The organism is Marinomonas piezotolerans, from assembly GCF_003362755.1.
GTDB lineage: Bacteria > Pseudomonadota > Gammaproteobacteria > Pseudomonadales > Marinomonadaceae > Marinomonas > Marinomonas piezotolerans.
The window spans coordinates 118,846-144,338 of sequence record NZ_QKRA01000006.1; the positions used below are offsets into that span (position 1 = coordinate 118,846).

Genomic DNA, 25,493 nt, shown 5'->3' on the forward strand with positions numbered 1-25,493 from the left:
TCAGTATGTATATCGTAACTGGCGGCGCTGGCTTTATCGGCAGCAACATTATCAAAGCTCTCAACGATCGCGGCATTCGCGACATACTTCTGGTAGACGATCTAACCGATGGCAAGAAATGTTTAAACCTTTCCGACCTCGACATCGCCGATTACATGGATATGTACGATTTCTTAGATCTGATCAAAAGCGATGCGCTCAATATTCGAGCTAAGGCCGTCTTTCATGAAGGTGCCTGCTCCGCCACAACAGAATGGGACGGCAAGTATGTAATGGACGTGAACTACCAATACTCGAAAGCGGTGCTTAAGTGGTGTTTGGATCATAAAGTCCCCTTCTCATACGCTTCTTCAGCGTCTGTTTATGGGGCGGGACCTATATTCAAAGAAAGCCGTGCACATGAAAAGCCGCTCAACATGTACGCATTTTCTAAATTTCAGTTTGATCAATACGTCCGTGAAATACTGCCTAATGCCAGCTCACAAATTGTGGGATTTCGCTATTTCAATGTTTATGGCCCACGTGAAAACCACAAAGGCAGTATGGCGAGCGTTGCATTCCATCTACGCAATCAAGTATTGGCGGGAGAGAACCCTAAACTGTTCGGCGCCTACGATGGCTATGAAGCCGGCGGCCAAAGCCGCGACTTTATCTATGTTGAGGACCTTGTTAACACCAAGCTATGGTTCTTAGACAACCCTGATAAATCTGGCATTTACAATTTAGGAACAGGCAATGCTGAACCGTTTAAAACCATCGCCGAAACCGTAATCGAGCACTATCAACAAGGTGAGATTGAATACATTCCATTCCCTGAACACCTGAAAGGTGCGTACCAAAGCTTTACCCAAGCCGATATTACAGAACTCCGTAACGCAGGTTATCAAGGTACCTTTCGCGGACTAGCACAAGGGGTTAAAGACTACATGAGATGGTTAGATCAACGTGGCTAAATATTTAATTGTAGGCCCTTCTTGGGTGGGCGACATGGTCATGGCGCAAAGCCTGTTCAAAACCATTGCCAAGCAAGACAAAAGCGCCATTATTGATGTCATCGGCCCAGCGTGGTCGAGCCCAATATTGGCGCGTATGCCTGAAGTTCGTAACGCGCTAACTTTGAAAACGGGGCACGGCGAATGGGGCATAGCCACACGTCGTGAACTCGGCCAATCTTTACGCAATGAGCAATACGACCAAGCCATCACACTCCCCCGTTCGTGGAAAAGTGCACTTGTGCCTTTCTTCGCTAAGATCCCTAAACGTATTGGCTTTCACGGAGAGCAACGCTATATCCTGCTAAATGAACGCCGCAAGCTAGATAAAAACATTCTGAACCAGACCGTCAAACGGTTTGTCTCGCTTGGCGTGAGTGTGCAGGACGCCTACCCGCCAACCGATCTTCCTCAACCAGAACTCAGGGTAGATGCTCAGAATCAAGCAACGCTTTATCAAAAGCACAAACTTCACCCAGAGCGACCCGCTGTTGCGATGATGGCAGGTGCGGAATATGGTCCAGCAAAGCAGTGGCCTTTGGAACATTTCCGCAGCTTAGCTCAACAGCTTATCGAACGTGGTTATCAGGTATGGGTATTAGGCGGACCGAAAGACATAGAGGACGGAAATAGCATTCTTGACGGCCTGGGAGAGCACGCATTTAATTTGTGCGGAGCCACGAAGCTTGTGGACGCCATCGATCTTTTGGCAGCAGCTGAATTTGCAGTGAGCAACGACTCTGGATTGATGCACGTAGCCGCCGCAGTCGGCACGACTGTACATGGTATCTATGGTTCGACCAGCGAACTATTTACCCCACCACTAACGGACAATAAGGTGATTCACAATTTACATTTAGATTGCTCACCATGCTTCAAACGTACATGTCCACTAGGGCATACCAATTGCTTACGAGATATCACACCAGAACTGATTATTAAAAGTCTCTAGTTCAGATGGGAGCGCGGGCCTTTTAACAAAAAGGCCTGCGCTCACGATCCATGTTATTCAAGCACGAAAATAGCGTTTTATATTTTTCCAAAACACACCATTCGCATTTGAAACAGAAATAACGAGACCGGCCTTTCCATCAAGTAGGCCTAGGCGCAAGACATATGTTCTGAAGAAAGCGAATATCGACTTGAATACAATCATAGATATGGAATAACGTTTACGTTGAGTCGAGGCACGTATTGAAGAGTATCGAGCCACTTTTTCCAACATCTGCCCAACGTCAACGACGGCATCATGTACAATCACTCCATCTATACGCTGGCGCACACTTGCGCTCGATAGCTCTACATTCTCATGCACCATCGCCTCATTAAAATTATGACGTTGGCGATTAAATAGACGAACTAACCAATCATTACCCCATCCAGAATATCTTACACGTTTCCCTAAAAAGTAATTATGACGCCAAATAATGCCCACAACATTCGGATCGGTATCGATAAACGCCGATAAATTACCTATCAACTCAGGGGAGACCGCTTCATCGGCATCAAGTGACAGTACCCAGTCGTTGGATGCATAGCTTACGGCTTTTCTTTTTGTAGGCCCAAATCCTAAAAACTCACCTTGAATACAACGAACATTGCTGTATGAATTTATGATGTCCAATGTTCTGTCTGTAGACCCATTGTCATAAACAATCACTTCTTGAAAGTCACTGAGAGAATCCAAAGCTTTTTCAATACAGTGCTCGACATCCTTGGTGATTAATACCGCCGAAACATTTTCAATCATTACACTCTTCACTTAATATCGAATCAGATAGCCTAGTTGAGGTATTATAACGTTTAACAATCAGTTTTTCTTAGGGAATTAAATGCTTCATATCTCGCATATCAACTTAGCAAAAGGCTTTCGTGGTGGTGAGCGCCAGACTGCTATCCTGATTACAGAGCTCGGCAAGCAACCAGACATAAAGCAACAATTAGTGTGTCGCAAAGATTCCCCTCTCCGAGAACACTTAAAAGCCGTCCCAAACCTGACATTCTCTGTAGCAAGCAATCAACTTGATGGCCACTTTAGCGCAGCTAAAACTGACGTTATACACGCGCATGAAGCGAAAGCGGTTCATTGGGCATGGTTACATCACCTGATGCATCACACGCCTTATATTCTAACCCGTCGTGTAGATGCCCCCATCAAAGATAAATGGCTCAATAAAAAAACCTATACCTCAGCCCATGCTCGCGTGGCGATATCAAATGTTATTCGTAATATCATCGACAAAAAAAAGTGGGGAGCCACGGATTTAGTCTTTAGTGTAAAAGGTGATCTAAGGTTTAATCCCCAATCTTCCGCGCAGATAAAACAGCAATTTCCAAATAAAACACTCGTTGGTCATATTGGAGCCCTAGTCGATAAACATAAAGGCCAAAAGCTGATTATCGATTGCGCTCGCAAAATGGCGCAGAGCCACCCTCATATGCAATTTTTATGTTTAGGGGATGGCAAAGATAGAGAGGAATTAGAGTCTCTCAGCGTAGATTTGAGTAATGTGACTTGGTTAGGGTTCAAAAACAATGTAGGCGACTACATTCACGCATTTGACTACTTTATCTTTCCATCTAGGAATGAAGGTTTAGGTTCCACCTTATTAGATGTAATTGATGCGAAAATTCCTATTATTGCCTCGGATGCAGGGGGTATACCCGACATTATTCAGCACGAGCAGACGGGACTTAGCATACAAAATGGAAATGCTGACGCCTTATGCTCAGCAATCGCACGCCTAGATAAAGATAAAGAATTACAAGAAAAGCTTACAGCAGGCGCGAGCGCGCATTTACAAAAATTCACTCCTGCGAGCATGGCGCAAAGCTACATGACTATTTATAAAGCGGCATTGAAGTAACCGCTTTGTTCTAACTACATCCTAATTCTGATATTGATTGGCAGGTTAAGCTTCTCCCCAAAATACCAATTTCTTGCCCTCATTTTTGACAATAAGAAGTATCCGAAAGTTGAGATAGATTAAAGTATTTCTGTGCAACCAAAAGTGAAACAATAAGCTCCTGCTTTTCATCTAAAAATTGCTTCACATATGCCTGCGCGTTACGAACAATGATTTCTGCCTGTTGTGGATGCTCATTATAGAACTGCACCTTTTCTTCCAAATCTGAAAAGTCTTCTTTAAGTTCAACATAATGAACGCCAGCAATAAGCTGACCTTCCATAAACCATGTTTCAAATTTAGGCTTACGCATCATCACAAGCGAATTTGATGCCATTGCCCATTTCAAGTTTGTCGCGACATCTTTCCCTTCAACACTAACAATATAGCGATGATTTAGTTGCTCTTGAATAGACATAAAACCTTTGTAGGCAGGCTCATGCACGAGAGAGTCATCATTGTGACCAATATTGGCAAACTTGCTCTCATAGTACCTGTCCACAAACTCTCGACGATGTTGATGATAGACCATACCTCGCCAAACAGCCAAAGGAAGCTTATCGCCAAATGGCTTAGTATCTTCAACAAACTGGTAATGTCTAATAGCATTAAGCTTCAACAAAACAGAGTTTTCATTACCATTACAAATTGGGCGACTTTTAACAAAAGTCGGCACCGAAGGGATATCGACCACATCACCAAACAAATAGTCAAAACGATAATAGTCCGGAAAATGTCGCGTTATTCGTTTTAAATCTGCGAAGTAAGCAAAGCTTTTGGTTCTAACGAATTTATCATTACGAACCGCGCGACTTGATACGATAAAAGGCTCGTTTAACTGGCAGTAATAATTCACACGTGCTTGTAAATCAGGGGTCAGAGAAACTTCGCTAAGAAGCGTATCGACAGAAGATACTTTTTTCTTCAACTCAAATGTTTCACCAATATAATACCGAATCCTCGCAAAACGCTTTTTTAAGTAGGCTAGATCTTTCTTTGACACTTAAGAATCTCCGCCAAATAAGTCGCGAGTGTAAACTTTCTCTATTGCATCTGATAAATCATCTGTGACTCGGTTTGCAATAATGACATCAGCTTCCGCTTTAAATGCTGTCAGGTCATTCACAATACGAGAGTTGAAGAAATGATCCTCTTGCAACACTGGTTCATAGACAATGACCTCAATCCCCTTCGCTTTAATCCGTTTCATAACTCCTTGTATCGCGGAAGCGCGGAAGTTATCTGATCCAGCTTTCATGACTAGTCGATAAATCCCTACCACTCTGGGAGCGCGCTTAATGATCTCATTGGCCACGAAATCTTTGCGTGTCGCATTCGCATCAACGATAGCTCTAATAAGATTATTCGGCACCTGTTCATAATTCGCCAACAACTGCTTCGTATCTTTAGGAAGACAATAGCCACCATAGCCAAACGAAGGATTATTGTAGTGTCCTCCGATACGCGGGTCTAACGATACGCCTTCGATAATCTGCTTCGTATCAAGACCATGAGTCGAAGCATAAGAATCTAGCTCATTAAAATACGCCACTCGCATCGCAAGATAAGTGTTCGCAAAGAGCTTAATCGCTTCTGCTTCTGTCGAGTCCGTTAGCAATACATCAACATTGTCTTTGATTGCCCCTTGAGCCAGTATACTGGCAAATAACTCTGCTCTATCCGAGCGCTCTCCAACAATAATTCGCGAGGGGTATAAGTTGTCGTATAACGCCTTCCCCTCTCGCAAAAACTCTGGAGAAAAAATAAGATTCTGTGTACCAAATCTCGTCCGAGCATCTGCCGTAAACCCTACAGGAACAGTCGACTTTATAATCAGAGTTGCCTCGGGGTTAAGCTTAGTTGCAAGCTCAATCACTGATTCTACATGCTGCGTGTTAAAATAATTGGTTTCAGGATCATAGTCCGTTGGAGTAGCAATAATGATGAACTCAGCACCTTCAAACGCGACATTAGGGTCTAATGTCGCACAAAAATTAAGTGACTCTTCCGCCAAGTATTGCTCCACCTCATGGTCTTGAATTGGAGATATGCCTTGATTCAACATCGCTACTTTTTCAGGCACCACATCAAGCGCTACTACCTCGTTATGCTTTGCTAGCAATAATGCATTTGAGATACCAACATATCCTGTTCCGACCACAGCAATTTTCATTACATTATCCTAAATAAATACAATCTGTACGGTATTTTACAGAGTCTTTGTTTACAGCTCTATGGCAATCACTCATTTGACTCACTCATGCTACGCTGGATACGCTTCGCCCACTGGCTCCATGAGCCAATATAGACATGCTTAGCTTCTAGACCTGCATGGTTCATCGCTAGAATGTTATGGCAGGCAGTAACGCCAGAGCCGCAATAGTACACGATCGGAATCTCTATCTCGCCCAATAAAGCTCCCCATTCCTTAGCTAGCAACAAAGGTGATTTCATTGTCCCTGCATCTGTTAAATTATCGGTGAATGGCCTATTTAGTGCACCGGGAATATGGCCGGCTACCGGATCCATGGTTTCGTTTAATCCCTGAAAACGAGCATTGTCACGCGAATCCACTAACTGAAATTGCTCAGTTACAAGATTCTCCGCAACATTCTCTTCTGAAATAAACCAAGGGTAGCTCACTTCAATTTTCTCTTTTGCTATAACAGCTTTATGTTCTTGAGTTTCTATTGATAAAGCACTTGCTGTCCAAGCAGGGAAACCACCATCCAATACGTATACTTCGATCCCTTGTTGAACCAGCATCCACCAAGCTCGCGCAGCAATCGCTCCCCCCATGTCATCATAAACAATCACTTGTGTGTGAGTATCAATCCCCCAATTCTGAATCGAATTCGCTAAGACTTGCTCACTCGGTAACGGGTGACGTCCAGAAGTGTCCGACTCTTTGCCTGCTAATTCAGTATGCAAATCAACAAATATCGCACCCGGAATGTGCCCCAAAAGATATTCCTGATACCCCTTACCGTGATCAGTAAGGTAAAAGCGGCAATCCAACACCACCACATCACTTTGGTTTAAGGTTTCCTGCAATGTTTCAACGGTAATCATAGTTGGCAAAGCCATACGAAAGGCCTCCTTTTACATGCTCTATTTGATGGCGGAGAGAACTCTAGCCTACTTTGAATCGACTGATTTTGCTATGCTTCCCGATTTACGCAAGAACCGAAAAACATGAAACGTATCGATCAACTACTCACCGATAAGCAGCTTACAAAATCACGCTCACAAGCACAGTCTCTCATTAGCCAAGGCAAAGTGTTGATCGCTCAAGGAAATGATTGGCGACCCGTTGCGAAACCAAGTTTAAAAGTGGATGACAACGTCGAGATAAAATTAACGCTTACGGAAGAAGATCGCTATGTATCGAGAGGTGCGCTCAAACTAGCAGGCGCTCTAGATCATGCAAACATGAACTTAAACGGTTATACGGTGCTTGATGTCGGCCAGTCCACTGGTGGATTCACCGATTGCGCACTACAGCATGGCGCCCAAAAAGTTGTGGGGGTTGAGGTCGGACATGACCAGCTAGATAAACGCCTACGAGAGCGACGCGACGTGGTGTGTCTTGAAGGGCTTAATGCTCGACATTTAACTAAGGATGACCTCGCTGAGCATCTGCCAAGTACGGGCTTTGATGCCATCGTCATGGACGTATCCTTTATTTCACAAACAAAAATCCTACCCCAGCTTCCACCACTTTTAAAAGAAAGTGGCTACTTAATCACCTTAATTAAGCCGCAATTTGAGCTTGGTAAAGACGCAATAGGTAAAGGCGGCATTGTCAAAGACAAGCGCGGCATTGAAGCACTTGAAAACTCAATGAAACAGCTTGTGTCTGGGTTAGGATTTGAGGTACTAAGCTACGAAAAAAGTACGATTAAAGGCGGGGACGGGAACCAAGAATTTGTTCTTTTGGCACAAAAGAAATAACTATCCTCTAGTTTGTGAGGCCAGCAAATCGTCTTCAGGAAGAGATTCTATCAACGCCCACTCTTCACGAGTTTCAAGTTCTTGTAAGTAACGGCGAGCCATGATGAACCCGATACAACCAAATATAACGGATCCAATTGCTTGCCCCATTATAATTCCTTCCGCCCCCATCAAAAAACCAAAGAAACTCACCAAAGGCCAAGTACCAAGCGTCGCCCTACCAAAATTTAATAGCGTGCTATTTAACGGCTTTCCGAGGTTATTGAAAACTGCGATGGCAATAAACAATAAACTTTGAAAGAAAAAACTATACGAGCCATATGTCGCAAAGAAACGAATCAGGTTTGCGGTCTCATCACTAGCATTAAACATTGCAACCAAAAAGCCCTGCGTTGAATACAGCAATAGACAAAGTGTTACGGTGTACACAAATGCATATACGACTGCACTGGTCAACGCATGATGCATTCGTTGAAACTGCTTTGCGCCATAATTCTGGGACAAAATTGGGCCGACCGCCCCTGATAACGCAAACAAACCACCAAACACGACAGGAACAATACGCCCAACGATCGCTACACCCGCCACAGCTTCATCGCCAAAACTGGCAGCATGGGACATCACTATAGCGTTCGCTAGAGGCGAAGACATATTCGTTAACATAGCGGGAACAGCGATTAAAGCAATCGGCTTTAAATCCTGAAGACACTCAACTAGGTCAAACTGTCCAAGCATTTTATGAACACTCACGACACCGTAGTAAGTCACAACTACCATAGACAAACGTGCGATCAAAGAAGCGATTGCGGCACCGTGAATTCCTAAACCAAATACGAATATGAAGATTGGATCCAAAAGCGCGTTGACAACACTGCATAACAACGTGGCATACATCGCCCGTCTTGCATCCCCAAGTGCTCTCATAATCCCAGAGCCAATCATACCTATCATAACGGCAGGCATACCTAGCAATAGTATCTGCAAGTATCCCGTTGCAAGGTCTAACGTTTTAAAGTCGGCACCTAGAAAATGCAGGATCGCCGGGATCTTTGGCCATAAAATCCATACGACCAAACTAGAAAAAATCACTCCAATGCCTAGCGCATTCGTCGCGCGGCGACGAGCAAGTTCTATGTTTCCTCGGCCTACCGCTCGAGCAACCAGAGCGGACGCGGAAATCGACATCGCAATACTAAGAGAAATAGTAAAGAACATGACCGTACTCGCGAATCCAACCGCTGCGACCGCCTCACGTTCATCCAGCATCGATAAAAACAACATATCAACGAGATCGACGAGGAACATGGCCATCAACCCTAAAGCACCTGTAAAAGACATCACAGCAACATGCTTAAACGTTGAACCTTGCGTCAGCTTTGCCTGCTTGGGCATGTCATTCCTCTAAAAAGATAGGCATCAGATAAAAAAACGCCGAGCTGTTAACAACTCGGCGTTTTATTGTCTCACGACTTTATAACAGTGAGAACGACTCGATTAAGGAGATTTTAGTGAATTCCACGATTTGTTTTGGCGAATACTACCTTTTCAACATCTGCAAAACGCTCAGCAAAATGAACTGTCATGTCGGCTTTAACGGACTCAGGTAATTCCTCAAAATCTCGACGATTCGCTTCAGGTAGAATCACCTCATTAATTTTACTACGTTTCGCAGCAATAATTTTCTCTCGTATACCGCCTACTGGCAACACTTGCCCTGTCAACGTAAGCTCTCCCGTCATGGCTAGAGCACGCTGAATCGGCTCACCTTTTGCCAATGACATCAGCGCGGTTGCCATGGTAATCCCTGCACTGGGGCCATCCTTAGGCGTCGCGCCCTCTGGAACGTGTAAATGCACCATACACTTGTCAAAGAACTCAGCATTTTGTTGATAACTTTTGGTATGTGAAAGTACGTAAGAATAGGCAATTTCAGCCGACTCCTTCATCACATCCCCTAACTTCCCAGTGAGCTTCAACCCTCGGCTTAGATCATGGACTTTATTTGCTTCAACCGGAAGTGTTGCGCCCCCCATCGAAGTCCAAGCTAACCCCGTCACCACACCAACGCCTTTAAGCGTTTTCTCAGCACGGAAGTATGGCATTCCCAAAAAGCTCTCCACGTCCTTCACACCGACATTAATGTTCTCTTTCTCGCCGGTGACGAGCTGCACCACACATTTACGTAAAATCTTCTGAAGTAGCTTATCTAAGCCTCGAACCCCTGCCTCGCGAGCATAAGACTCAATTATATGTTTCAGTGCCGCATCGGTAATGTTCAGCTGCTTTTTCAACAACTGATTCTTTTTCAGTAACTTAGGCCACAAATGTTGTTTAGCAATGGCCAGTTTCTCTTCGGCTATGTAACCAGACAAGCGAATTACATCCATACGGTCTAACAAAGGTGCTGGGATAGTATCTAGCTGGTTCGCCGTACATACAAACAACGCCTTCGATAAATCGATGCGCATATCAAGGTAATGATCTAGAAACTCGGAGTTTTGCTCTGGGTCCAACGCTTCGAGCAAGGCCGACGCGGGGTCACCTTGGAACGATGACCCAATCTTGTCGACCTCATCAAGCATAATAACTGGGTTTTCGACCTCGACGTCCTTCAAAGCCTGAACAAATTTGCCTGGGAGTGCGCCAATGTAGGTACGTCGATGCCCCTTGATCTCAGACTCGTCTCGCATACCCCCCAAGCTAAACCGGTAAAACTCACGATCCAATGCCTCTGCAATGGACTTGCCTATAGAAGTTTTCCCTACACCCGGGGGCCCGACTAAGAGCAAAATAGAGCCGCCCATCTCGCCTCGATGCGCACCAAGCGCTAGAAACTCTGTAATTCGATCTTTCACATCACCTAATCCAGCGTGATGCTGATTCAATACTTCTTTGGCTTTATTAATATCGAGGTTGTCTTCCGAATGAACTCCCCAAGGCAATGCCGTGGCCCAATCTAAATAGTTTCGTGTCACACCGTATTCTGGCGAACCAACCTCTAGAATACTGAGTTTATGCAACTCTTCTTCGATCTTTTTGAACGCAGCCTCAGGCACCACTTTACCTTCTAGACGCTCTTCAAACATCTCTACGTCACTGGTACGGTCGTCTTTGGAAATACCCAGCTCTTTCTGAATGACCTTAAGCTGTTCTTTTAGGAAAAACTCGCGCTGATGCTTACTGATTTTGTCATTTACTTCAGCACTGATTTCATTTTGAAGACGTGCGATTTCTAGCTCTTTGCGTAGTAGCATGAGTGACGCATTCAAACGCGGCACCACAGGTAAAGTCGCCAATACGTCGTATAACTCTTTAGGATCAGCGGAGGTAATCGACGCCGCGAAGTCTGCTAATAACCCAGGTTCATTGAACGAAAAGCGCCCTAAATACTGACGTAAATCTTCACTAAACAAAGGGTTAAGACGTATAAGCTCTTTGATCGCATCCAATATTGAAATTGAGTACGCTTTCGATTCATCGTCTTTCACTGTTGAATCCGACAAGTAGCGGACACGAGCACGATAAGGCGCCTCTTCGTCTAGCCACTCAATTACTTCAATCCGCTTTAAGCCCTGTGCTAGAAATGTCACTTTATCATTTTGCTTCTCAGCACGATGAATACGAGCCACACAACCAATCTGATTAAATGTATCCACACTCGGCGCACCTTTACCGGCGCGCTCTGCATATATGAGCCCAACAACAGCCTGCGATTGGTCAGAGATCTGTTCTAAAGTGTCCTCCCAAGGATCTGCATCAACCATAACAGGCTGTACTTGGGCCGGAAAAAAGGGTCGACTGGACACAGGTAAGATATGCAGTATGTCTGGCAACACATCATCCGGCAACGCTAAGGCGCGCGGATCGCTGATGGTCACCTCTTCGTTGTCAGTCATGTCATCAGTTTTCTCTATGTATTTGTCTTCTTCACTCATAAATTTAAATCTCAACAGAATCCAACGAATAGTGTTAGTTATGTACAGTTAAAACTTATGTAGTGTCAGTTAAGCAAATTACAACGCAAAAGATGCAACGTGCAGCATTAGTCCTTGTTTTTCTAACGTGACAATCGCTTAACCTCGTAGGGCCAAATACGAGCCAGCACCCATAATCATAGAGCCCGCACCACGATTTAACATTTTCATAGACTGCTCAGATTTCATATACCGACGCGCGCGCGAGGCACCCGCCGAAATAAGCGTTAGCCCCGCCATCAGAGCGGTAAACGCAAGCCCTGAAGCTATGACAATATCGCCAGCTTCCAATACAGTGACATCCATAAAGGTTGGTAAAAATGCAATATAAAACAAAATCACCTTGGGATTAGATGAGGAGATCAAAAAGCCTTGTAAAGCAGCGCTTCGATTCAATTTTTGCGTCTCAACGTTAAGATCAGACGGCTGTTCTGGACGAGACTGCCATAGCTTCCAACCAAAATAAATGAGATATGCAGCACCAAAATAACGTATTAACAAAAATAAGGATGCCCATTGCTCTGCAATGGTCGCCAAGCCAAAACATGCCATGACGAGATACAAGATATCACCGCATGCCATACCCGCCGATAACGGTAATGTTCGGCGCACTCCACGACTCAAGCTGCTTGCCAACACGACGAACACCCCGGGGCCTGGGGAAATACTAAATACGAAAATCGCAATAAAAAAAGTTAATCCACTTTCTAAACTCATAACGAGTACTCAACCCCACAAACCTGCAATACCATTTGCGTTACAAAGCGCTTGGCTTCTTCAAAATCAGCTTCGGCCAACTCTTCCTTATCTAACAATATTTTTACCTGCGCACCAAAATCTGCATACGTCTGAGTAAGTGCCCACATGCTAATGAAAAGGTGCTCTACGGGAACGGGCTTCATTAATCCAGCTTCTACCCACGAAGCAATAATTGCCTGCTCTTTTTTTAATTCTTCCACAAAGTACTGGCGCAGAAAATCGAGCACAAATGGCTCTTCCCCAATCAGCGCCATTGCAAAGACTTTAGACGCATTCGGTCGTAATCGCGATTGATCCATCTTTTCGCTGATATAACGTGTCAAATTTACCTTAGGCCCATCTTCACTATTAAAACGGCTTACTGACTCCAACCATGCTTGCATAATTTGCTCAAGCACCGCTTCTAAAAGGTCCTTTTTAGAACGATAGTAATAATGAATATTAGCCTTCGGTAAACCGGCTTCATTTGCAATAGTTTGGGTCGTCGTTTTTGCTAGACCTTGGCGAGCAAAAACGCGCTCGGCAGTTTCCAAAATCAACGCCTGATTTTGGGCACGGATATGGGCTTTAAGTTGATCTTTGGGACGTTTTTCGGATTCAGACAAAGTGAGCCTCGACAAAGCAAACAGGTATTAGATTGAGGCGATAAGATACCATTCTTTCGTACTAGCTAGAAGGGAAGCAGCATTCAAGGGTAAAGAAGATGGGTAATAAAATAAAAAGGGGAGCAAAGCAACTTTGTTGCGATTTTCAAGACATTGAAACTAAAAGACTTTTGTCTTTTCAGTTTTCAGAGTGTCCATTTAGTGTCCATCTGATTTAAAGGGATTAAATTTTACAGCGTCCTGTAGGTGATCTGGGGCAAGGTGGGCATAACGCATGGTCATGGAAATGTCAGAGTGTCCAAGTATCCGTTGTAGTGCCAAAATATTACCGCCATTGATTATAAAATGGCTGGCAAACGTATGGCGTAGAACGTGTGTATTCTGCCCTCTTGGTAACTCAATTCCTGTTTCCGCTATTGTCTTACGAAAGCACACCCGACAATTGTCGAACAATTCATAAGGGCGCTCTTTCGCCCTAGCTCTAAGCAATTTGTACAAATCACGATCTATCGGAATGGTTCTATTTTTGCCGCCCTTGGTATCCGTAAAAGTTACCTTGTTATTGATAATACGGCTGGCCGTTAAACCCTCCGCTTCCCCCCAACGTGCGCCAGTCGAAAGACAAACACGGGCAACCAGTTCCGTTTCTGGTTTATAGCTGTCACGTAGTGCCGCCAATAAATCATCAATTTGAGAACGCGTTAGATAGTGCATTTCGGTGTCTTTTTGCTTTAACGCAGTGACCTTTTTAAGCGGGTTTTCGTAGTCGATTTCCCCCAGGTCATTCAAACCGTTATAGACACTGATCAGATAATGAAACTCACGGTTAACAGTAGACGGGGCTGTACCCGAGGCAATACGCTGGGAGCGATACTGACTAAACTGACTAGGCTTCAATTCTGAGGCAATGGGGTCGCCCATAGCCTCAGCAACACGTTGTATTTTCCTTAAACGGGGTTCGTTATACCGCAAGTGCTGACCGAGATGCTGATACCAAATAGCAATGATCTCAGAAAGGGTACGCCGATCGGCTGGACGAGGTTGCCACGGTTTCCCCGTTGCTACCAATTGCGCTTCTACAAACTTTTGGTAACGCTCGGCTTCTGCCTTGGTTTTGCACGTCTTGCGGTAGCGTTTGCCGTTGGCACCGCCAGCACGGAAATCAACTTTCCAGCCGTCCTTTGTTTGCTTAATTGACATAGCTACGCCCAACCTTGCGGCCAAACCAGACAACACGGCCAATGATGGTTAAGCGGTCTAGGTCGTGCTTAGATATTTCAATACTCATGTGATTCTTGTTGTCGCTGGTGACGGCAATTTTCCCGTCTAAAAGCTTTTGCACCCGCTTAACAAACAATTCACCTTCATAGTTGATAACGTAAATGCCACCATCGCTGCCGATAATATTTTTGGTCCGGTCTATTAACAGCGAATCGCCGTCATGAATGGTTGGCTCCATGCTGTCGCCTTGCGCATAGATGCCGATTAGGTCAGTGCTTGAAATGCCTTCGCGAGCCAGCCAATCACGGCTTAAGGTTAGGTGTTGTTCTATCTTTTCGGCCTCAACGAGCGAGCCACCACCCGCGCTGGCTTGAATTGCATAGTGTGGGACTGTGAATTGTTGTGCGTTACTTCCTGATTCCATTTTGTCGCCTTTCCCTGTTAGTAGCCATTGAAGTGAAATTCCTTTTTCTAATGCTGTGGTGCAAACCTCTTTGTATGGAATGACATTTCTATCTTTCCAGTTTTGAACGCCGCTTTTACTTACTCCAAGAATCTCGGCTAGGTGTTTGTAATGATCTGCACCATGAATCTCTTTCAACCTATCAATAACATCAATCGAATTATTCATGTCTAAAACACTCCATATTTAATTTGAGACTTTACAAGGACATTTTTGGGGAATAGCATTCACCTAAGAACTCAAATTAAACATAAACGTGTTTAAAAAGAGTATTGCCGTCTATTTATGGAGTCTATACCAATGAACAAGAATGCAAAAGTGGTCAAAAGGGTGTCATTTGTACATGTTGAAGACGAAAACGGGGAAGCTGTGTTCGCAGAAGTGAAAGAAGTGGATAAGGCAATTGTCGTTGTTGAGCCTCCTTTCATGACGGCTGAGCTGTTTTCCATGATCGTAGGAAAAACAGAGAAAGCCATTAAAAAAGACCTGCAGGATGGTGATCTTGCTCGTTTCCAGCCAGTAGCGCGAGGCAATGTCTACGTGAACATGGCGAAACAAAAGCAAATCTGTTTAGACGCACCAGATTACTAGGGGGTGATTCGCATGATTAAACCTCCTTACCACAAATTAAAAATTTGGCCTGAGTTTTACCGCGCTGTCATTGATGGTCGTAAGCGCTTTGAAATCCGTGAAGATGATCGCGGCTTTGCTGTTGGTCAATTGGTCTGTTTGGAAGAATTCGACCATTTAGGGGACGGCTACACAGGCCGCTCTTGTCTAGTGGAAATCACTTACTTAACTAGCTGGGCTCAACAAGAAAACCACGTTGTATTCGGTTTTGAGTTCACAGGGTTATCAAAAGAGGTGGCTTAAAAATGGAATTCTTTGTCATTGGGTTTGGCTGGGGCGCGGTGTTTAGTGCCGTTGCGTTGCTTGCTTATCGCCACGTCAGCAAGGGGGAAGCATGACCCCATTAGAGGAACAACGAAAGCAGCTCCTAGCGTGGATGTTGCTTTTTCCGCCTGATCCCGTCCTTAAAAAAATCGCTACCAGTTACCACGCCATGCAACCCAAGAGAGAAGTAATCAATGTCAAACCAGCCAAGAACCAACGCCCTAGACAAAGTGAATTGCCTTTTATTCAGTTTTTCAGCGTCTGAAATCAACGTTGCACGGTTGATCGGTAACCACTGGCGAAAAATGTACGTATGCCACGAAATTGACCGTGGTGAAGTGGCGGGGTGGACGTTTATTACAGTTTGGGACCCTGAGCAAACCATTAGCAAAATTCAAAGACAACCGTCATTTAAAACCAGCTCACTTACTCAACACCATTATGAACTAGGCGAAATCGGCGCACAGCTAAACGCACCGTTAACCCGCTGGGAATTGGAAATGCTTAACAACATGGTAACCGCTGCAATTGAGGGCCGATTAAACCGCTTTTTGTTGCTAGATGAAGGCGTGATGAACGATGTTTTAGGTTCATATCTTACTCAGTCGTGGACGTGCAACAGCACTGCAATTGCATTGGCTGAAAAGCTCCAGTTGTTACAACACTTCGCGGGAATGTCTGACGGCCACAGTTCCTATCAAACAGCCTTAACCGCCGTTGAGCGTACTAAGGGGGTGGAGCGTGTTTAATCCTACTCCCCACTGTATTGAATGGCGTAATGAACTCTTATCTGATGTAAGCCGTGAAGACGCTGCCGAATTGCGCCAGCGTCTTGACGAGTTAGACCAGTCTGAGGGGTGTGTTGCCGCTAATACGTGGCTACGTAGCGTTATTGAACGCCTGCAGTTGCTTAACCGTGTTTCAATTATGCGCCCCGCAGTAGAGAAAGAAGCTGACAGATTGGCGGAACAAATGGGGCAACATGCCGCCCTTGAGTGGTTGCGCGGTGTCGTTCAACGCCTACGTTACATTGACCGACTGATAACCGATCTAAACGGTGAAGAGCTGGCAAAGTGGGCAGAAGAAAAAAGCCGCCGCTTTGAGGTGGATTTAACCCGTGAAGCTATGGAAAGTGGTGCGGCCTATGCGCGCCGATACATGGCCGAAAACCTTTTAGCCGCTGGTGTCACGTTTACTGATTGGGAAGACGGCGACAAAGTCGCGGCTATGGCCGCTCGTATGATCTTGCCAGAATGGTGGATACGTAACGCTAAGAAACAATTTCGTGTTGTTGAGGACATATTAAGGGAATGCGGCCAAGTGAGCGCTAAGGGCTCGCCTTACGTGTCTGTCTGGTCCCTAAACAGGTTTCGTAAGCAACAACAATCTAACCGCTCATTCCTAGAAAGCTGGGAAGCCGTAAACCAATACAACCAATCCTACACACTGGCCGACCTGTCAGACCGAGGCATTTCTAACCCTGAAAACCGCCGCAATGAATTGATGGTCCGCATTCGTGGCACCGAAGAGCTTGCCACAGAGTTGGGGCATGAGGGCTTATTCATCACCCTGACTTGCCCGTCTAAATATCACGCAGTCCGCAAGAAAGGAACGCGAGTGCGTAAGTTTGACGAATCACGCCCAACGGTTCGAGACGGCCAAAAATATCTTTGTGATACATGGGCAAAAATCCGCGCCTATCTAAAACGCAATGGTTTGCCTGTTTACGGTATCCGAACCGTAGAGCCTAACCATGATGGGTGCCCACACTGGCACATGCTTATGTTTTGTGACAAGGAGCATAGCCGCGCTGTCATCAACGCTTTCAAGTATTACGGACTCATGGAAGACGGCAAGGAGCGAGGCGCGAAAAAGCATCGTGTAACCGTTGTACGAATCGACCCTGAAAAAGGTCAAGCCTCTGGCTATGTCGCTAAATACGTTTCTAAGAACATTGACGGCAAGCACATTGATACAGACCTAGAGACAGGCAAAAGCGGTACAGAGGCGGCGGAACGAATCACGGCATGGTCACGCCGTCATGGTATCCGTCAATTTCAATTCTTTGGCGGTGTATCCGTCACGGTGTGGCGTGAGCTTCGCCGCTTCAAAGTCGAAAACGCCCCCGCCCTATGCACCGATATTTTTCACGCGGCCAAACGTGCCGATTGGAAAGCATTTACCGAACTTATGGGCGGCGTCTTCGCTGGCCGAAACCAGACCTTAAAGCCTTACTACTCAGAACCAGAAGAAAACCAATTCGGTGAAATGGTCACTTCAATCATGGGCGTTTCCCGTGGTTTAGAGGTTGCCGTCACTCGTTTGTATGAGTGGACAGTGCAAAAGGTCGGGGCTCAGGTTTTAGAGGACGACGAAGTCGTCCCTTGGACTCGTGTCAATAACTGTACGGGGGGCGAAGCCGCCCCTATTCCAATACCCGTTTATCACTAAAGGAACCAACCCAATGGAAAACGAAGAATTAGAAGCACTACTTGAAAGACGAACCGAAGCACAAGCCAAGCTCAAAGACGCAATGAAGGGACTAAGCGGCCTTAATCCTGTGTCGCTGATGACGGGCGGCTTTAAATCACTGGAAGGGGTAGCGGCGCAATTTGAAAGCGTGGCATTTCTCAATGATGAAGTGATCAACGAACTAGCACGGAGGGCGTTAGAAAATGGCTAACACAATCGGATACATCAAGTGCCCCGAGCGGCATTGCAACGAAGTGGCGGAAGTACGCCAAGCGGCTGGCAAACGTGCCAGCCTTTACACCGTTTGCCCTGCTTGCGGTACGAACCAAGGCAACGGCGTAGCCCGTCAAAAATACCTAGCGGATAACCTAAAGGCTACCCGCGAAGAGCTGGAAATTAAGCCAAAAACGGATACCGAAGAAAAAACCGCTATACCAAGTAAACAAGCGGCTTCCAGCGTTTCGGAGGATACCAAGCCGAAGCCTAAAGCGGATACCGAAACGATACCTAAAGGCTCCCCCACTGCCCCGCCTGTTTTATTGGGCGTTTTAGCTCTGGGGGCGGCAGTGATCACGGCAGTTTTTGCCACTCGTAAACCAAGTAAACACAAGGAACAAACAGCATGAAAGACGAAGAGCAATTAGAACTTGAACACACTGGCGAGTTACCTACCGAGCAAGCGGAATACCTAAAGGCTTTGGAAGCCGAAGAGCTGGCGGAAGACTTCGACCCTGAGCAAGCCAAGGCCGAAGAAAAGGCGGCAGAACAGCAGGCTGAAATGGACGAGCAGACCGCACAAATGACAGCGGTCATGGGCTTGGGAACGATTGAATTTGCGCTTAAGCGCTTCATTCACCCTGAGTTTGAATTCACCCCTGAAACCAAGGCGTATGCCATTGAGAACCTTAGCCCTGCATTGATCAAATACGGCGCTTTGCTTCCTGAATGGATGGGCGCATACGATGCCGAAATTAAAGCGGCCATGGCCGTAGGCAAACTGGTATCTGAGGGCATGGACACCAGCCGCGAGCTAAAAGCCAAAGATGCCGCCGAAGCCAAGGCCAAAAAGGACGCGCAAGACAACCAGCGTGATCAGGTGGCGGCATGAGCTTACAGCCACGTAACCCCAATAACCGATTGAGCGCGGAACATGCGCTCTTTGTTGGTTCCTCTGGCTCTGGCAAAACCACGGCGGTGAAGCAAGTCGGCGTGATCAAAGCCACCGATCAGGTGGCCTTGTTCGACCCTTACAACGATTATGAAACCCTATGTGGTCGTGAGGTGCGCCGTTATACCTCATTGGCGGGGTTTGCCCGTGCACTTTACTCTGCCCGTGCCGCCAAAGCGGGGCGCGGTTTTAAGATCGCCTACAGCCCCAAAGACGGCGCAAACCCAAAGAACCTTGAAGCCTTTTCAAAAATCATTTGGGGTGCTGGGGACGGCCTACATAAGAAGCCTTTGAAAGTGATCTTTGAAGAGCTTGCCAAGTGTGTGAACACCAGCGGCGCGGCGCGTGGTGCGTTCGGTGAAATCCTAACGGGTGGTCGCAAGTTTGGGCTTCATGCCATTTGTATTTTTCAGCGTGGGCAAGAAGTGCCTAAAACGGTAATGGGGCAATGTTCGATTAAATGGGTAGGACGACAGGAGCGTAAAAAAGATGCGGTGTATCTGGCGGACGAACTGGATTTACCCGTTGATAACATTATCAAGTTACCCCGATACCACTATTTGATGAAAACCGCCGATCACAATATCGGTCAATTTGATCAAGGCAAGCTTAGAAAACTGGCCGCTTAACTTGATATAGTGTGCAAACAATAAGGATAAAAAGCCCCGATATACCTTTAGGTATCGGGGCTTTTTTGTGACTTGACGGAAGCCTAGAGCGGTTTTGTATGTTTCGTCCTGTTCAACAAACATTAATCACGAACAGGAACATTCAACAATATGAAAGACGTTAAAAAATACATGCCTATGGTAATGGTCGCGCTAGCAGTAGCGGCGGCGGTTGTCTGGGCGTCAAACAATGTCGATGCTGTCGAAGACGCAATCGGTTAAGGGGGCATTATGTTACAGGTAGTGAAACCCCTAAACAGTTTCAACGGTGTGGGCTTTAACTCTAAGGCGTCTATGTCTTTGCCAGTGGGCCCCACTTACAACGAGATCCATTTAGTCACGTCATTGACTGCGGCGCAAATCCGCCAAGTGTCGGTGGTGCTGAATGGTGACACCATCATCCAAGTAAGCGGTGACGATTTGGTCATGATGGAAAACTACAAAGGTCACTTCGTTGATGAAGGTACGTTTGTTATCCCATTTACCAACCCAACAGCGAAAAACCAGAACGGTGCGAACTTTGGCGGATTGGTCACTTTGGCGGGTGAGAACATCACCTTAGAAGTGGAAATCGGTGCAGGTTCGGGGGCTTTGACTCTGGACGCTTACGCCTTCCAAACCCCTGCACAGGCTCGCCGTGTTTGGGTGCCTCGTATTCGTACCCACGTCATGCCAGCGAACGCGGCAGGCTGGAACGACTTTACGACTTTTCCAGCGAACGCGGCTACGTCTATTCGCCGTGCCTACTTCAAGGCGGGGATCAATCGTCTGAAAGTGGAACGCGACAACCTCATTCTGTTTGATGCAAAGGATTCGCTACAGCGCTTACAGCAAAAACGAATCGGGCGTTTCCCTCAAGAGGGCGTGTTTACCTTTGATCCGACCATGTACGGCTTTGAGCAAGCGGACGTGCTGAACACAGGTTACAGCTCTGAGTTTGTTTTCCGTGTGGAAGTGAATGAAGCGAAGCCTATTCCCGTTTTGGTTGAGTCCATTCAACAAGTCGCACCGCTAACAGCAACGGCTTAAGGGGGCGGCTATGGGTATTAGGGACAGCGTAACCGCTTATGTCGATGAAAAGGAACAAGCCGTTTCTGAGTGGTGGAATGACACCGAAGACAGCGAGGGCGCGCCTAAGTCTTACCAACAGCAAGCCCAAGCGGAAAAGCTAGCGGAGGGCTCCGCCCTTCCCAAAGTGGAAACGGCAAGTAATGCCACAGGGGAGACCGTTGTGGTCACTGCTTCGGCTTTACCGCCCTATTCGCCTTGGTTGATCGGTGGCGGTGTGCTGGTGGTCGTGTTGGCTGTCTTCGCCATGATGATGAAAGGGGGTAAATGATGCCATTGGTTTTCTTAGCGCCTCTTTTATCGGGTGTGGTCGGCTTCGGTGCTGGCTGGTGGGCGGGTGATTCGTTCGGCTGGGTTAAGTGGTTAGTTATTGCGGCTTTATTGTTTGTCGGCCTTAAGAAAATGGGGGTGATCTAATGCGGTTCATTCCCTTTTTGATCAAGTCCGTCATGTTGGCTGTAGTGTCGTTTTTCTTAACGAAGAAGTTGGGGGGTTAAATGACTTCTATTCCTGGCATCAGTTCGGGTGGTGGTGACATTAGCCCCGACTTAAGCGCAACGGCTACCAACACAGGCGGCACTAACGCATTGGGTGGTTTTGCATTTGGTAACTACTCCAAGTCAAAAGGCGTTAGCCCGTTATTGATTGGCGGCGTTGTGGTGGTTGCACTTTGGTTCATGTTCAAAGGGGGCAAGCGATGAAGGTACAGCGCATTAATTGGCCTCATGAAGTGCCTGAAAAACTGCTTACAGCCTGTGGTGACGATTTCAAAACCATTCGTAACCAAGTGCAAGACGGCATTGCCCATTTGTACAAGCTCGAATCAAACAACACTGATTTGTTGGTGGTGACACGCGGCGAAGAAACGCCAAGCGGTAGAGAGTTCGTGGTTGTGTGTGTAGCGGGTCATGGCATGAAAGACGCGGGGCAATTCTTGATTGATAACGCCAGTCGTCTGGGCTTTGACTGCATTCGCTATCACGCAAGCGAAGCCACTCACCGTCTTTACTCAGCCTATGGCTTTGGCGGTGATGAAATCGAGCGTGTCTACAAAGTCGCGTTAGGGGGTGAGTGATGGGCGGTAGTTCTAAAAGCTCAAACAAAACCGTTAACAACGTCACCAACTATTCACTGCAAGGTATGGAAAGCGCTGAAACGGTTGTAGCGGGTGACGGCAACACGGTGACCACCACCGACCATGGTGCGGTTGATGGTGCCTTTGCTCTTGGGTCTGAGGCACTAGGCTTTGCTGAAAATGCCCTAGAGATCGGCGGCGAAGTTATCAACGGTAATACAGAAGTTTCCAAGCTGGCAATTAATGCAAATGGCGAACTGGCAAAAGACGCGCTTAATCAGGGTTTTGGTTTTGGCGAAAGCGCGCTAGAAGCCAACAGCACGTTAGCGGATAACGCTTTAAAACAGGTTTCTGTATTCGGCTCTGAAGCATTAGATGCAAACACCAAGGCGCTAAACAACAGCTTTGAATTCGGCACTACAGCGATTGAGTCAAATAACGAAGCACTGCAAACGGGCTTTGGTTTTGCGGAATCACTGGTGCAGCAAAACACGGCAAATGCGGCGGCAAACAACTTGGCAATGAAAGAACTCGCTAAATCCGTATCAACGGGCGGCGCTTCGGACATTGCAAGCCAATCGCTAAAGACCGTGTACACAATTGGCGGTGTAAGCGTGGCCGTGGTGCTGGGGTTACTACTGATCAAAGGGGGTAAGTAATGTTTGTCACTCTACAGCCTCTAGAAGAGGCGACAATTTCAGGACGTGGTGAAACCGTTGTTTATGTGTCCGGTAGCGAACCACTGTTATTAATGGCGAGTAGCAAACGAGCAGAAATCCCCAGTGGTTCACAAATCACGTTCCCAGCATTCGACCAGTTCACCGTACAGAACAAGGGTGAAAGCCCTGTCTCGGCTGAATTGCTCGTGGTGGAAGGGGAATTCCGTTCGCTGGCCGAAGGTTCAACGGTTCGTATCCAGTCGATCACCGACCCTGTGGAAGTGAACGAAGTGCAACGAATCGTTGAAGCGGTCACGGCGAACATCTCCAACACTGGCGACATTAGTAACCCAATCGTTACAGCACTGGCCCAAATGCTAACGGCGAACGTCTCCAACACTGGCGACATTAGCGACCCAATCGTAACAGCACTGGCCCAAACGTTGACGGCTGACGTCTCCAACACTGGCGACATTAGCAGCCCAATCGTTACGGCACTGGCCCAAACGCTGACGGCGAACGTCTCCAACGCTGGTGACATTAGCAGCCCAATTGTTACGGCACTGGCCCAAACGCTGACGGCGAACGTCTCCAACACTGGCGACATTAGCAGCCCAATCGTAACGGCACTGGCCCAAACACTGACGGCGAACGTCTCCAATACAGGTGACATTAGCAATCCAATCGTTACGGCACTGGCCCAAACGCTGACGGCGAACGTCTCCAACACTGGTGACATTAGTAACCCAATCGTTGCGGCGCTGGCCCAAACGTTGGAAATACTGGAAAAACCCGCCACATCGTTGGCGAGTAGTTCTAAGACGTTCATTGCTGGCGAGTCTTACACGATCCCAGCGAATGCAAACCGCCGTGATGTAAGAGTTACGGCAGCAAAAACAAATACTGATTTGGTAACAGTTGGCGGCGTTGAATTGGCCGCAGGTGAACAAATCGAATTTAAAAAATACGTGGGTACTGTGCAATGTAGCGCGGTATCTGCAGATGTAATTCTGATTACAGAGGTCATTAAATAATGGAAAAAGTAGGGCAACAATCTGTTCTAAACGATTTGGTTGAATTAAAGAGGCAGGCGGATCAAACAGAACAAAAGCTAAATTCGGAAAAATCTGCTGGATTGATCGGCGACGTTTCCGCAGTAACAGGAAATGCAGCACGAGGAATGCGCACAGAACGCGCCGCGTTTTTCTTCACTGGTGAATCTGGAGCGGCTTATATTCATATCAAAACACCGCTAAAACCAACTGTAGATAACGTTATGTATCACTTCACATTAACGGGTTACTGTTATGGCGAATCGAGGGACGTATCTAACACGTTTGCGGGATTCTGCTATGGCCCTAATGATACGTTGATCAGTGTCGGAGGTAGCGGCACACATGATGCGAATGGCGTTCCTCACTCATACATTTCTAGCGATGGTTATGTAACGTTGCGCATGCATTTTACAAATACATATTTCTTGAATCTCGTTCTCGATTCCATTTATTTAGACGGTGGTCGGGTTTTTCGTGAAGGTGATTTTGAGATTATCCGTTCTACACAGGAGTCCATCTGATGATTTCACGTTTTGAATCTATCGCACAAAACACAGCTATTGTGTACGCAGAAGACGCCCAGCAAGTGGCAAACGATTACTTGATCAAAAAACACGGCTCACTCGAAGCAGCACCGCAGTCCGACACAGACGCGGCGGCGGCATGGGTGGCGGGTGATCGTAATTATTACGATCTAATCAAAATCGGCCAAGCAGAAGCAGCCTAATGAACAAACCAGCCCTAGCCCTAGCTGGTCTGGGGCTTGTTTACATCATTTATCGGGGGAGCAAAATGCTTGCAGTCGATGACGTGCGCGGTATGCGCAACAAAAACCCCATGAACGTAGTGAAAACCAACATTCAATGGGACGGAAAAACAGAAGGCGAAGACCCTACATTTGAGACGTTCAAAACGTATTCATACGGCATTCGTGCGGGGGCTAAATTGCTAGTGAACTATCAAAAGCTATACGGCATCAACACCGTGCAAGGCTTGATCAACCGCTATGCGCCTAGCCACGAAAACCCAACCAGCGCGTATATAAACCACGTAGCGGCGGCGGTAGGTGTAGCGCCTGACCAACCAATAGACGTACAAGCCAACCTATACAAACTGGTTGCAGCCATTATCAAGTTTGAGATCGGCGCGGTTCCCTTCTCGGCGTGGTACATCAAAAACTCAATAAAGGAACTGACAGCATGAAGGAAAAACTAAAGTCCATTTGGGCAAATCAGAAAAAGCCGATCATGGTTATCTTGCTTGGTCTATCTGGGGCTATTGGCGTTCCAGCATGGTTAGGCACACCCGCTTCATCAATTGCTTACAGCAGCATTTGTACAGCGTTTGAGATTGAGTGCGACTAATGGAAAAGATACTAAGCCCGACCACATACGGCGGTGCTTTTACGGCATGGATGGGAAGCATGACGGCTAACGATGTAGCGGCCTATGGTGGCCTAGTGGTTGCCGCCGCAACATTCGCGGCCAACGTATGGTACAAACGGCAACACCTAAAACTAGCAAAAGAGAAATTAGAAAAGGGGCTAAACTAAGCCCCTTT

General features: G+C 46.6%; 34 protein-coding genes. 24 read left to right on the top strand and 10 right to left on the bottom strand.

What is annotated here, in order from left to right:
* Positions 1-5 precede the first annotated feature (5 nt).
* Positions 6-953 carry an ADP-glyceromanno-heptose 6-epimerase gene (rfaD, locus tag DN730_RS13165; protein WP_115468608.1) on the top strand — a complete coding sequence of 316 codons (948 nt, stop codon included), beginning with the start codon at positions 6-8 and terminating at the stop codon, positions 951-953.
* Complete coding sequence (gene waaF, locus DN730_RS13170) at positions 946-1,944, top strand: lipopolysaccharide heptosyltransferase II (protein WP_115468609.1); 999 nt, start codon at positions 946-948, stop codon at positions 1,942-1,944. The genes rfaD and waaF overlap by 8 nt, the downstream gene beginning before the upstream one ends.
* Positions 1,945-2,001: 57 nt before the next feature.
* On the opposite strand, the gene DN730_RS13175 is transcribed toward waaF, so the two are convergent.
* A complete protein-coding gene (locus DN730_RS13175) occupies positions 2,002-2,742 on the bottom strand; it encodes a glycosyltransferase family 2 protein (RefSeq protein ID WP_115468610.1) in 741 nt (246 codons plus the stop codon).
* Positions 2,743-2,824: 82 nt separating this feature from the next.
* Here DN730_RS13175 and DN730_RS13180 point away from each other — a divergent pair, with 82 nt between their 5' ends.
* Entirely contained in the window at positions 2,825-3,859 is a 1,035-nt protein-coding gene (locus DN730_RS13180) for a glycosyltransferase family 4 protein (protein ID WP_115468611.1), read from the top strand.
* Between the two features lie 79 nt (positions 3,860-3,938).
* On the opposite strand, the gene DN730_RS13185 is transcribed toward DN730_RS13180, so the two are convergent.
* The 3 genes from DN730_RS13185 to DN730_RS13195 all read right to left on the bottom strand — a co-directional run bounded on the left by DN730_RS13185 (position 3,939) and on the right by DN730_RS13195 (position 6,985).
* Positions 3,939-4,826, bottom strand: coding sequence for a glycosyl transferase family 90 (locus DN730_RS13185; RefSeq protein WP_245957967.1), 888 nt, complete (start codon positions 4,824-4,826; stop codon positions 3,939-3,941).
* A 75-nt stretch (positions 4,827-4,901) separates the two neighbouring features.
* Complete coding sequence (locus DN730_RS13190) at positions 4,902-6,071, bottom strand: nucleotide sugar dehydrogenase (RefSeq protein WP_115468613.1); 1,170 nt, start codon at positions 6,069-6,071, stop codon at positions 4,902-4,904.
* Between the two features lie 68 nt (positions 6,072-6,139).
* Positions 6,140-6,985 carry a sulfurtransferase gene (locus DN730_RS13195; protein WP_115468614.1) on the bottom strand — a complete coding sequence of 282 codons (846 nt, stop codon included), beginning with the start codon at positions 6,983-6,985 and terminating at the stop codon, positions 6,140-6,142.
* Positions 6,986-7,093: 108 nt separating this feature from the next.
* On the opposite strand from DN730_RS13195, the gene DN730_RS13200 reads away from it, so the two are divergent.
* Entirely contained in the window at positions 7,094-7,852 is a 759-nt protein-coding gene (locus tag DN730_RS13200; protein WP_115468615.1) for a TlyA family RNA methyltransferase, read from the top strand.
* Here the strand turns inward: DN730_RS13200 and DN730_RS13205 are convergent, their stop codons facing one another.
* The 6 genes from DN730_RS13205 to DN730_RS13230 form a co-directional block, all read right to left on the bottom strand.
* On the bottom strand, positions 7,853-9,244 hold the full coding sequence (locus tag DN730_RS13205; RefSeq protein WP_115468616.1) for an MATE family efflux transporter: 1,392 nt from the start codon (positions 9,242-9,244) through the stop codon (positions 7,853-7,855). It abuts the gene before it with no gap.
* A gap of 113 nt (positions 9,245-9,357) precedes the next feature.
* Positions 9,358-11,787, bottom strand: a complete 2,430-nt coding sequence (lon, locus tag DN730_RS13210; protein WP_115468617.1) for an endopeptidase La — start codon at positions 11,785-11,787, stop codon at positions 9,358-9,360.
* 138 nt (positions 11,788-11,925) lie between these two features.
* Positions 11,926-12,543 (bottom strand): LysE family translocator, encoded by a 618-nt coding sequence (locus DN730_RS13215; RefSeq protein ID WP_115468618.1) that lies wholly within the window; start codon positions 12,541-12,543, stop codon positions 11,926-11,928.
* The gene (locus DN730_RS13220; RefSeq protein ID WP_115468619.1) at positions 12,540-13,190 is read right to left on the bottom strand and encodes a TetR/AcrR family transcriptional regulator; all 651 of its coding nucleotides are present in this window, start codon (positions 13,188-13,190) and stop codon (positions 12,540-12,542) included. Before DN730_RS13220 ends, DN730_RS13215 begins: the two co-directional genes overlap by 4 nt.
* 198 nt (positions 13,191-13,388) lie before the next feature.
* Positions 13,389-14,390 carry a phage integrase gene (locus tag DN730_RS13225; protein ID WP_115468620.1) on the bottom strand — a complete coding sequence of 334 codons (1,002 nt, stop codon included), beginning with the start codon at positions 14,388-14,390 and terminating at the stop codon, positions 13,389-13,391.
* The gene (locus DN730_RS13230; RefSeq protein WP_115468621.1) at positions 14,380-15,042 is read right to left on the bottom strand and encodes a S24 family peptidase; all 663 of its coding nucleotides are present in this window, start codon (positions 15,040-15,042) and stop codon (positions 14,380-14,382) included. The genes DN730_RS13225 and DN730_RS13230 overlap by 11 nt, the downstream gene beginning before the upstream one ends.
* Positions 15,043-15,174: 132 nt before the next feature.
* Between DN730_RS13230 and DN730_RS13235 the strand changes: the two genes are divergently transcribed.
* The 20 genes from DN730_RS13235 to DN730_RS13325 all read left to right on the top strand — a co-directional run bounded on the left by DN730_RS13235 (position 15,175) and on the right by DN730_RS13325 (position 25,485).
* Positions 15,175-15,465 (top strand): hypothetical protein, encoded by a 291-nt coding sequence (locus DN730_RS13235; protein ID WP_115468622.1) that lies wholly within the window; start codon positions 15,175-15,177, stop codon positions 15,463-15,465.
* Positions 15,466-15,477: 12 nt separating this feature from the next.
* On the top strand, positions 15,478-15,747 hold the full coding sequence (locus DN730_RS13240) for a DUF3850 domain-containing protein (RefSeq protein WP_115468623.1): 270 nt from the start codon (positions 15,478-15,480) through the stop codon (positions 15,745-15,747).
* 215 nt (positions 15,748-15,962) lie between these two features.
* Positions 15,963-16,517, top strand: a complete 555-nt coding sequence (locus tag DN730_RS13250) for a hypothetical protein (RefSeq protein WP_147290583.1) — start codon at positions 15,963-15,965, stop codon at positions 16,515-16,517.
* The gene (locus tag DN730_RS13255) at positions 16,510-18,219 is read left to right on the top strand and encodes a replication endonuclease (RefSeq protein WP_115468626.1); all 1,710 of its coding nucleotides are present in this window, start codon (positions 16,510-16,512) and stop codon (positions 18,217-18,219) included. The genes DN730_RS13250 and DN730_RS13255 overlap by 8 nt, the downstream gene beginning before the upstream one ends.
* A 13-nt stretch (positions 18,220-18,232) precedes the next feature.
* Complete coding sequence (locus DN730_RS13260) at positions 18,233-18,451, top strand: hypothetical protein (RefSeq protein ID WP_115468627.1); 219 nt, start codon at positions 18,233-18,235, stop codon at positions 18,449-18,451.
* Complete coding sequence (locus DN730_RS13265) at positions 18,444-18,866, top strand: hypothetical protein (RefSeq protein WP_115468628.1); 423 nt, start codon at positions 18,444-18,446, stop codon at positions 18,864-18,866. The genes DN730_RS13260 and DN730_RS13265 overlap by 8 nt, the downstream gene beginning before the upstream one ends.
* A complete protein-coding gene (locus DN730_RS13270; RefSeq protein WP_115468629.1) occupies positions 18,863-19,348 on the top strand; it encodes a hypothetical protein in 486 nt (161 codons plus the stop codon). Before DN730_RS13265 ends, DN730_RS13270 begins: the two co-directional genes overlap by 4 nt.
* On the top strand, positions 19,345-20,037 hold the full coding sequence (locus tag DN730_RS13275; RefSeq protein ID WP_115468630.1) for an ATP-binding protein: 693 nt from the start codon (positions 19,345-19,347) through the stop codon (positions 20,035-20,037). The genes DN730_RS13270 and DN730_RS13275 overlap by 4 nt, the downstream gene beginning before the upstream one ends.
* A gap of 270 nt (positions 20,038-20,307) precedes the next feature.
* The gene (locus DN730_RS13280) at positions 20,308-21,105 is read left to right on the top strand and encodes a major capsid protein P2 (RefSeq protein WP_115468631.1); all 798 of its coding nucleotides are present in this window, start codon (positions 20,308-20,310) and stop codon (positions 21,103-21,105) included.
* Between the two features lie 10 nt (positions 21,106-21,115).
* Entirely contained in the window at positions 21,116-21,415 is a 300-nt protein-coding gene (locus tag DN730_RS13285) for a hypothetical protein (protein ID WP_115468632.1), read from the top strand.
* The gene (locus DN730_RS19090) at positions 21,412-21,561 is read left to right on the top strand and encodes a hypothetical protein (protein WP_158541213.1); all 150 of its coding nucleotides are present in this window, start codon (positions 21,412-21,414) and stop codon (positions 21,559-21,561) included. The genes DN730_RS13285 and DN730_RS19090 overlap by 4 nt, the downstream gene beginning before the upstream one ends.
* An 80-nt stretch (positions 21,562-21,641) precedes the next feature.
* Complete coding sequence (locus tag DN730_RS13290) at positions 21,642-21,845, top strand: hypothetical protein (protein ID WP_115468633.1); 204 nt, start codon at positions 21,642-21,644, stop codon at positions 21,843-21,845.
* Positions 21,842-22,219, top strand: a complete 378-nt coding sequence (locus DN730_RS13295) for a hypothetical protein (RefSeq protein ID WP_115468634.1) — start codon at positions 21,842-21,844, stop codon at positions 22,217-22,219. Before DN730_RS13290 ends, DN730_RS13295 begins: the two co-directional genes overlap by 4 nt.
* Positions 22,219-22,878 (top strand): hypothetical protein, encoded by a 660-nt coding sequence (locus DN730_RS13300; protein ID WP_115468635.1) that lies wholly within the window; start codon positions 22,219-22,221, stop codon positions 22,876-22,878. The genes DN730_RS13295 and DN730_RS13300 overlap by 1 nt, the downstream gene beginning before the upstream one ends.
* The gene (locus tag DN730_RS13305) at positions 22,878-23,912 is read left to right on the top strand and encodes a hypothetical protein (protein WP_115468636.1); all 1,035 of its coding nucleotides are present in this window, start codon (positions 22,878-22,880) and stop codon (positions 23,910-23,912) included. Before DN730_RS13300 ends, DN730_RS13305 begins: the two co-directional genes overlap by 1 nt.
* Positions 23,912-24,454 carry a hypothetical protein gene (locus DN730_RS13310; protein WP_115468637.1) on the top strand — a complete coding sequence of 181 codons (543 nt, stop codon included), beginning with the start codon at positions 23,912-23,914 and terminating at the stop codon, positions 24,452-24,454. The genes DN730_RS13305 and DN730_RS13310 overlap by 1 nt, the downstream gene beginning before the upstream one ends.
* The gene (locus DN730_RS13315) at positions 24,454-24,660 is read left to right on the top strand and encodes a hypothetical protein (protein ID WP_115468638.1); all 207 of its coding nucleotides are present in this window, start codon (positions 24,454-24,456) and stop codon (positions 24,658-24,660) included. Before DN730_RS13310 ends, DN730_RS13315 begins: the two co-directional genes overlap by 1 nt.
* Positions 24,660-25,136 (top strand): structural protein, encoded by a 477-nt coding sequence (locus tag DN730_RS13320; RefSeq protein WP_115468639.1) that lies wholly within the window; start codon positions 24,660-24,662, stop codon positions 25,134-25,136. Before DN730_RS13315 ends, DN730_RS13320 begins: the two co-directional genes overlap by 1 nt.
* Positions 25,133-25,297, top strand: coding sequence for a hypothetical protein (locus DN730_RS19095; protein ID WP_158541214.1), 165 nt, complete (start codon positions 25,133-25,135; stop codon positions 25,295-25,297). Before DN730_RS13320 ends, DN730_RS19095 begins: the two co-directional genes overlap by 4 nt.
* Positions 25,297-25,485, top strand: coding sequence for an HP1 family phage holin (locus tag DN730_RS13325; protein WP_115468640.1), 189 nt, complete (start codon positions 25,297-25,299; stop codon positions 25,483-25,485). Before DN730_RS19095 ends, DN730_RS13325 begins: the two co-directional genes overlap by 1 nt.
* The last annotated feature ends 8 nt before the right edge of the window (positions 25,486-25,493 follow it).

What these genes read in the sequence shown, in the direction of transcription:
- rfaD (WP_115468608.1), top strand. Translation starts at nt 6, where the DNA reads ATGTATATCGTAACTGGCGGCGCTGGCTTTATCGGCAGCAACATTATC.
- DN730_RS13175 (WP_115468610.1), bottom strand. Translation starts at nt 2,742, where the DNA reads ATGATTGAAAATGTTTCGGCGGTATTAATCACCAAGGATGTCGAGCAC.
- DN730_RS13180 (WP_115468611.1), top strand. Translation starts at nt 2,825, where the DNA reads ATGCTTCATATCTCGCATATCAACTTAGCAAAAGGCTTTCGTGGTGGT.
- DN730_RS13190 (WP_115468613.1), bottom strand. Translation starts at nt 6,071, where the DNA reads ATGAAAATTGCTGTGGTCGGAACAGGATATGTTGGTATCTCAAATGCA.
- DN730_RS13195 (WP_115468614.1), bottom strand. Translation starts at nt 6,985, where the DNA reads ATGGCTTTGCCAACTATGATTACCGTTGAAACATTGCAGGAAACCTTA.
- DN730_RS13200 (WP_115468615.1), top strand. Translation starts at nt 7,094, where the DNA reads ATGAAACGTATCGATCAACTACTCACCGATAAGCAGCTTACAAAATCA.
- DN730_RS13205 (WP_115468616.1), bottom strand. Translation starts at nt 9,244, where the DNA reads ATGCCCAAGCAGGCAAAGCTGACGCAAGGTTCAACGTTTAAGCATGTT.
- lon (WP_115468617.1), bottom strand. Translation starts at nt 11,787, where the DNA reads ATGAGTGAAGAAGACAAATACATAGAGAAAACTGATGACATGACTGAC.
- DN730_RS13215 (WP_115468618.1), bottom strand. Translation starts at nt 12,543, where the DNA reads ATGAGTTTAGAAAGTGGATTAACTTTTTTTATTGCGATTTTCGTATTT.
- DN730_RS13225 (WP_115468620.1), bottom strand. Translation starts at nt 14,390, where the DNA reads ATGTCAATTAAGCAAACAAAGGACGGCTGGAAAGTTGATTTCCGTGCT.
- DN730_RS13230 (WP_115468621.1), bottom strand. Translation starts at nt 15,042, where the DNA reads ATGAATAATTCGATTGATGTTATTGATAGGTTGAAAGAGATTCATGGT.
- DN730_RS13235 (WP_115468622.1), top strand. Translation starts at nt 15,175, where the DNA reads ATGAACAAGAATGCAAAAGTGGTCAAAAGGGTGTCATTTGTACATGTT.
- DN730_RS13240 (WP_115468623.1), top strand. Translation starts at nt 15,478, where the DNA reads ATGATTAAACCTCCTTACCACAAATTAAAAATTTGGCCTGAGTTTTAC.
- DN730_RS13250 (WP_147290583.1), top strand. Translation starts at nt 15,963, where the DNA reads ATGTCAAACCAGCCAAGAACCAACGCCCTAGACAAAGTGAATTGCCTT.
- DN730_RS13260 (WP_115468627.1), top strand. Translation starts at nt 18,233, where the DNA reads ATGGAAAACGAAGAATTAGAAGCACTACTTGAAAGACGAACCGAAGCA.
- DN730_RS13265 (WP_115468628.1), top strand. Translation starts at nt 18,444, where the DNA reads ATGGCTAACACAATCGGATACATCAAGTGCCCCGAGCGGCATTGCAAC.
- DN730_RS13270 (WP_115468629.1), top strand. Translation starts at nt 18,863, where the DNA reads ATGAAAGACGAAGAGCAATTAGAACTTGAACACACTGGCGAGTTACCT.
- DN730_RS13275 (WP_115468630.1), top strand. Translation starts at nt 19,345, where the DNA reads ATGAGCTTACAGCCACGTAACCCCAATAACCGATTGAGCGCGGAACAT.
- DN730_RS13280 (WP_115468631.1), top strand. Translation starts at nt 20,308, where the DNA reads ATGTTACAGGTAGTGAAACCCCTAAACAGTTTCAACGGTGTGGGCTTT.
- DN730_RS13285 (WP_115468632.1), top strand. Translation starts at nt 21,116, where the DNA reads ATGGGTATTAGGGACAGCGTAACCGCTTATGTCGATGAAAAGGAACAA.
- DN730_RS19090 (WP_158541213.1), top strand. Translation starts at nt 21,412, where the DNA reads ATGATGCCATTGGTTTTCTTAGCGCCTCTTTTATCGGGTGTGGTCGGC.
- DN730_RS13290 (WP_115468633.1), top strand. Translation starts at nt 21,642, where the DNA reads ATGACTTCTATTCCTGGCATCAGTTCGGGTGGTGGTGACATTAGCCCC.
- DN730_RS13295 (WP_115468634.1), top strand. Translation starts at nt 21,842, where the DNA reads ATGAAGGTACAGCGCATTAATTGGCCTCATGAAGTGCCTGAAAAACTG.
- DN730_RS13300 (WP_115468635.1), top strand. Translation starts at nt 22,219, where the DNA reads ATGGGCGGTAGTTCTAAAAGCTCAAACAAAACCGTTAACAACGTCACC.
- DN730_RS13305 (WP_115468636.1), top strand. Translation starts at nt 22,878, where the DNA reads ATGTTTGTCACTCTACAGCCTCTAGAAGAGGCGACAATTTCAGGACGT.
- DN730_RS13310 (WP_115468637.1), top strand. Translation starts at nt 23,912, where the DNA reads ATGGAAAAAGTAGGGCAACAATCTGTTCTAAACGATTTGGTTGAATTA.
- DN730_RS13315 (WP_115468638.1), top strand. Translation starts at nt 24,454, where the DNA reads ATGATTTCACGTTTTGAATCTATCGCACAAAACACAGCTATTGTGTAC.
- DN730_RS13320 (WP_115468639.1), top strand. Translation starts at nt 24,660, where the DNA reads ATGAACAAACCAGCCCTAGCCCTAGCTGGTCTGGGGCTTGTTTACATC.
- DN730_RS19095 (WP_158541214.1), top strand. Translation starts at nt 25,133, where the DNA reads ATGAAGGAAAAACTAAAGTCCATTTGGGCAAATCAGAAAAAGCCGATC.
- DN730_RS13325 (WP_115468640.1), top strand. Translation starts at nt 25,297, where the DNA reads ATGGAAAAGATACTAAGCCCGACCACATACGGCGGTGCTTTTACGGCA.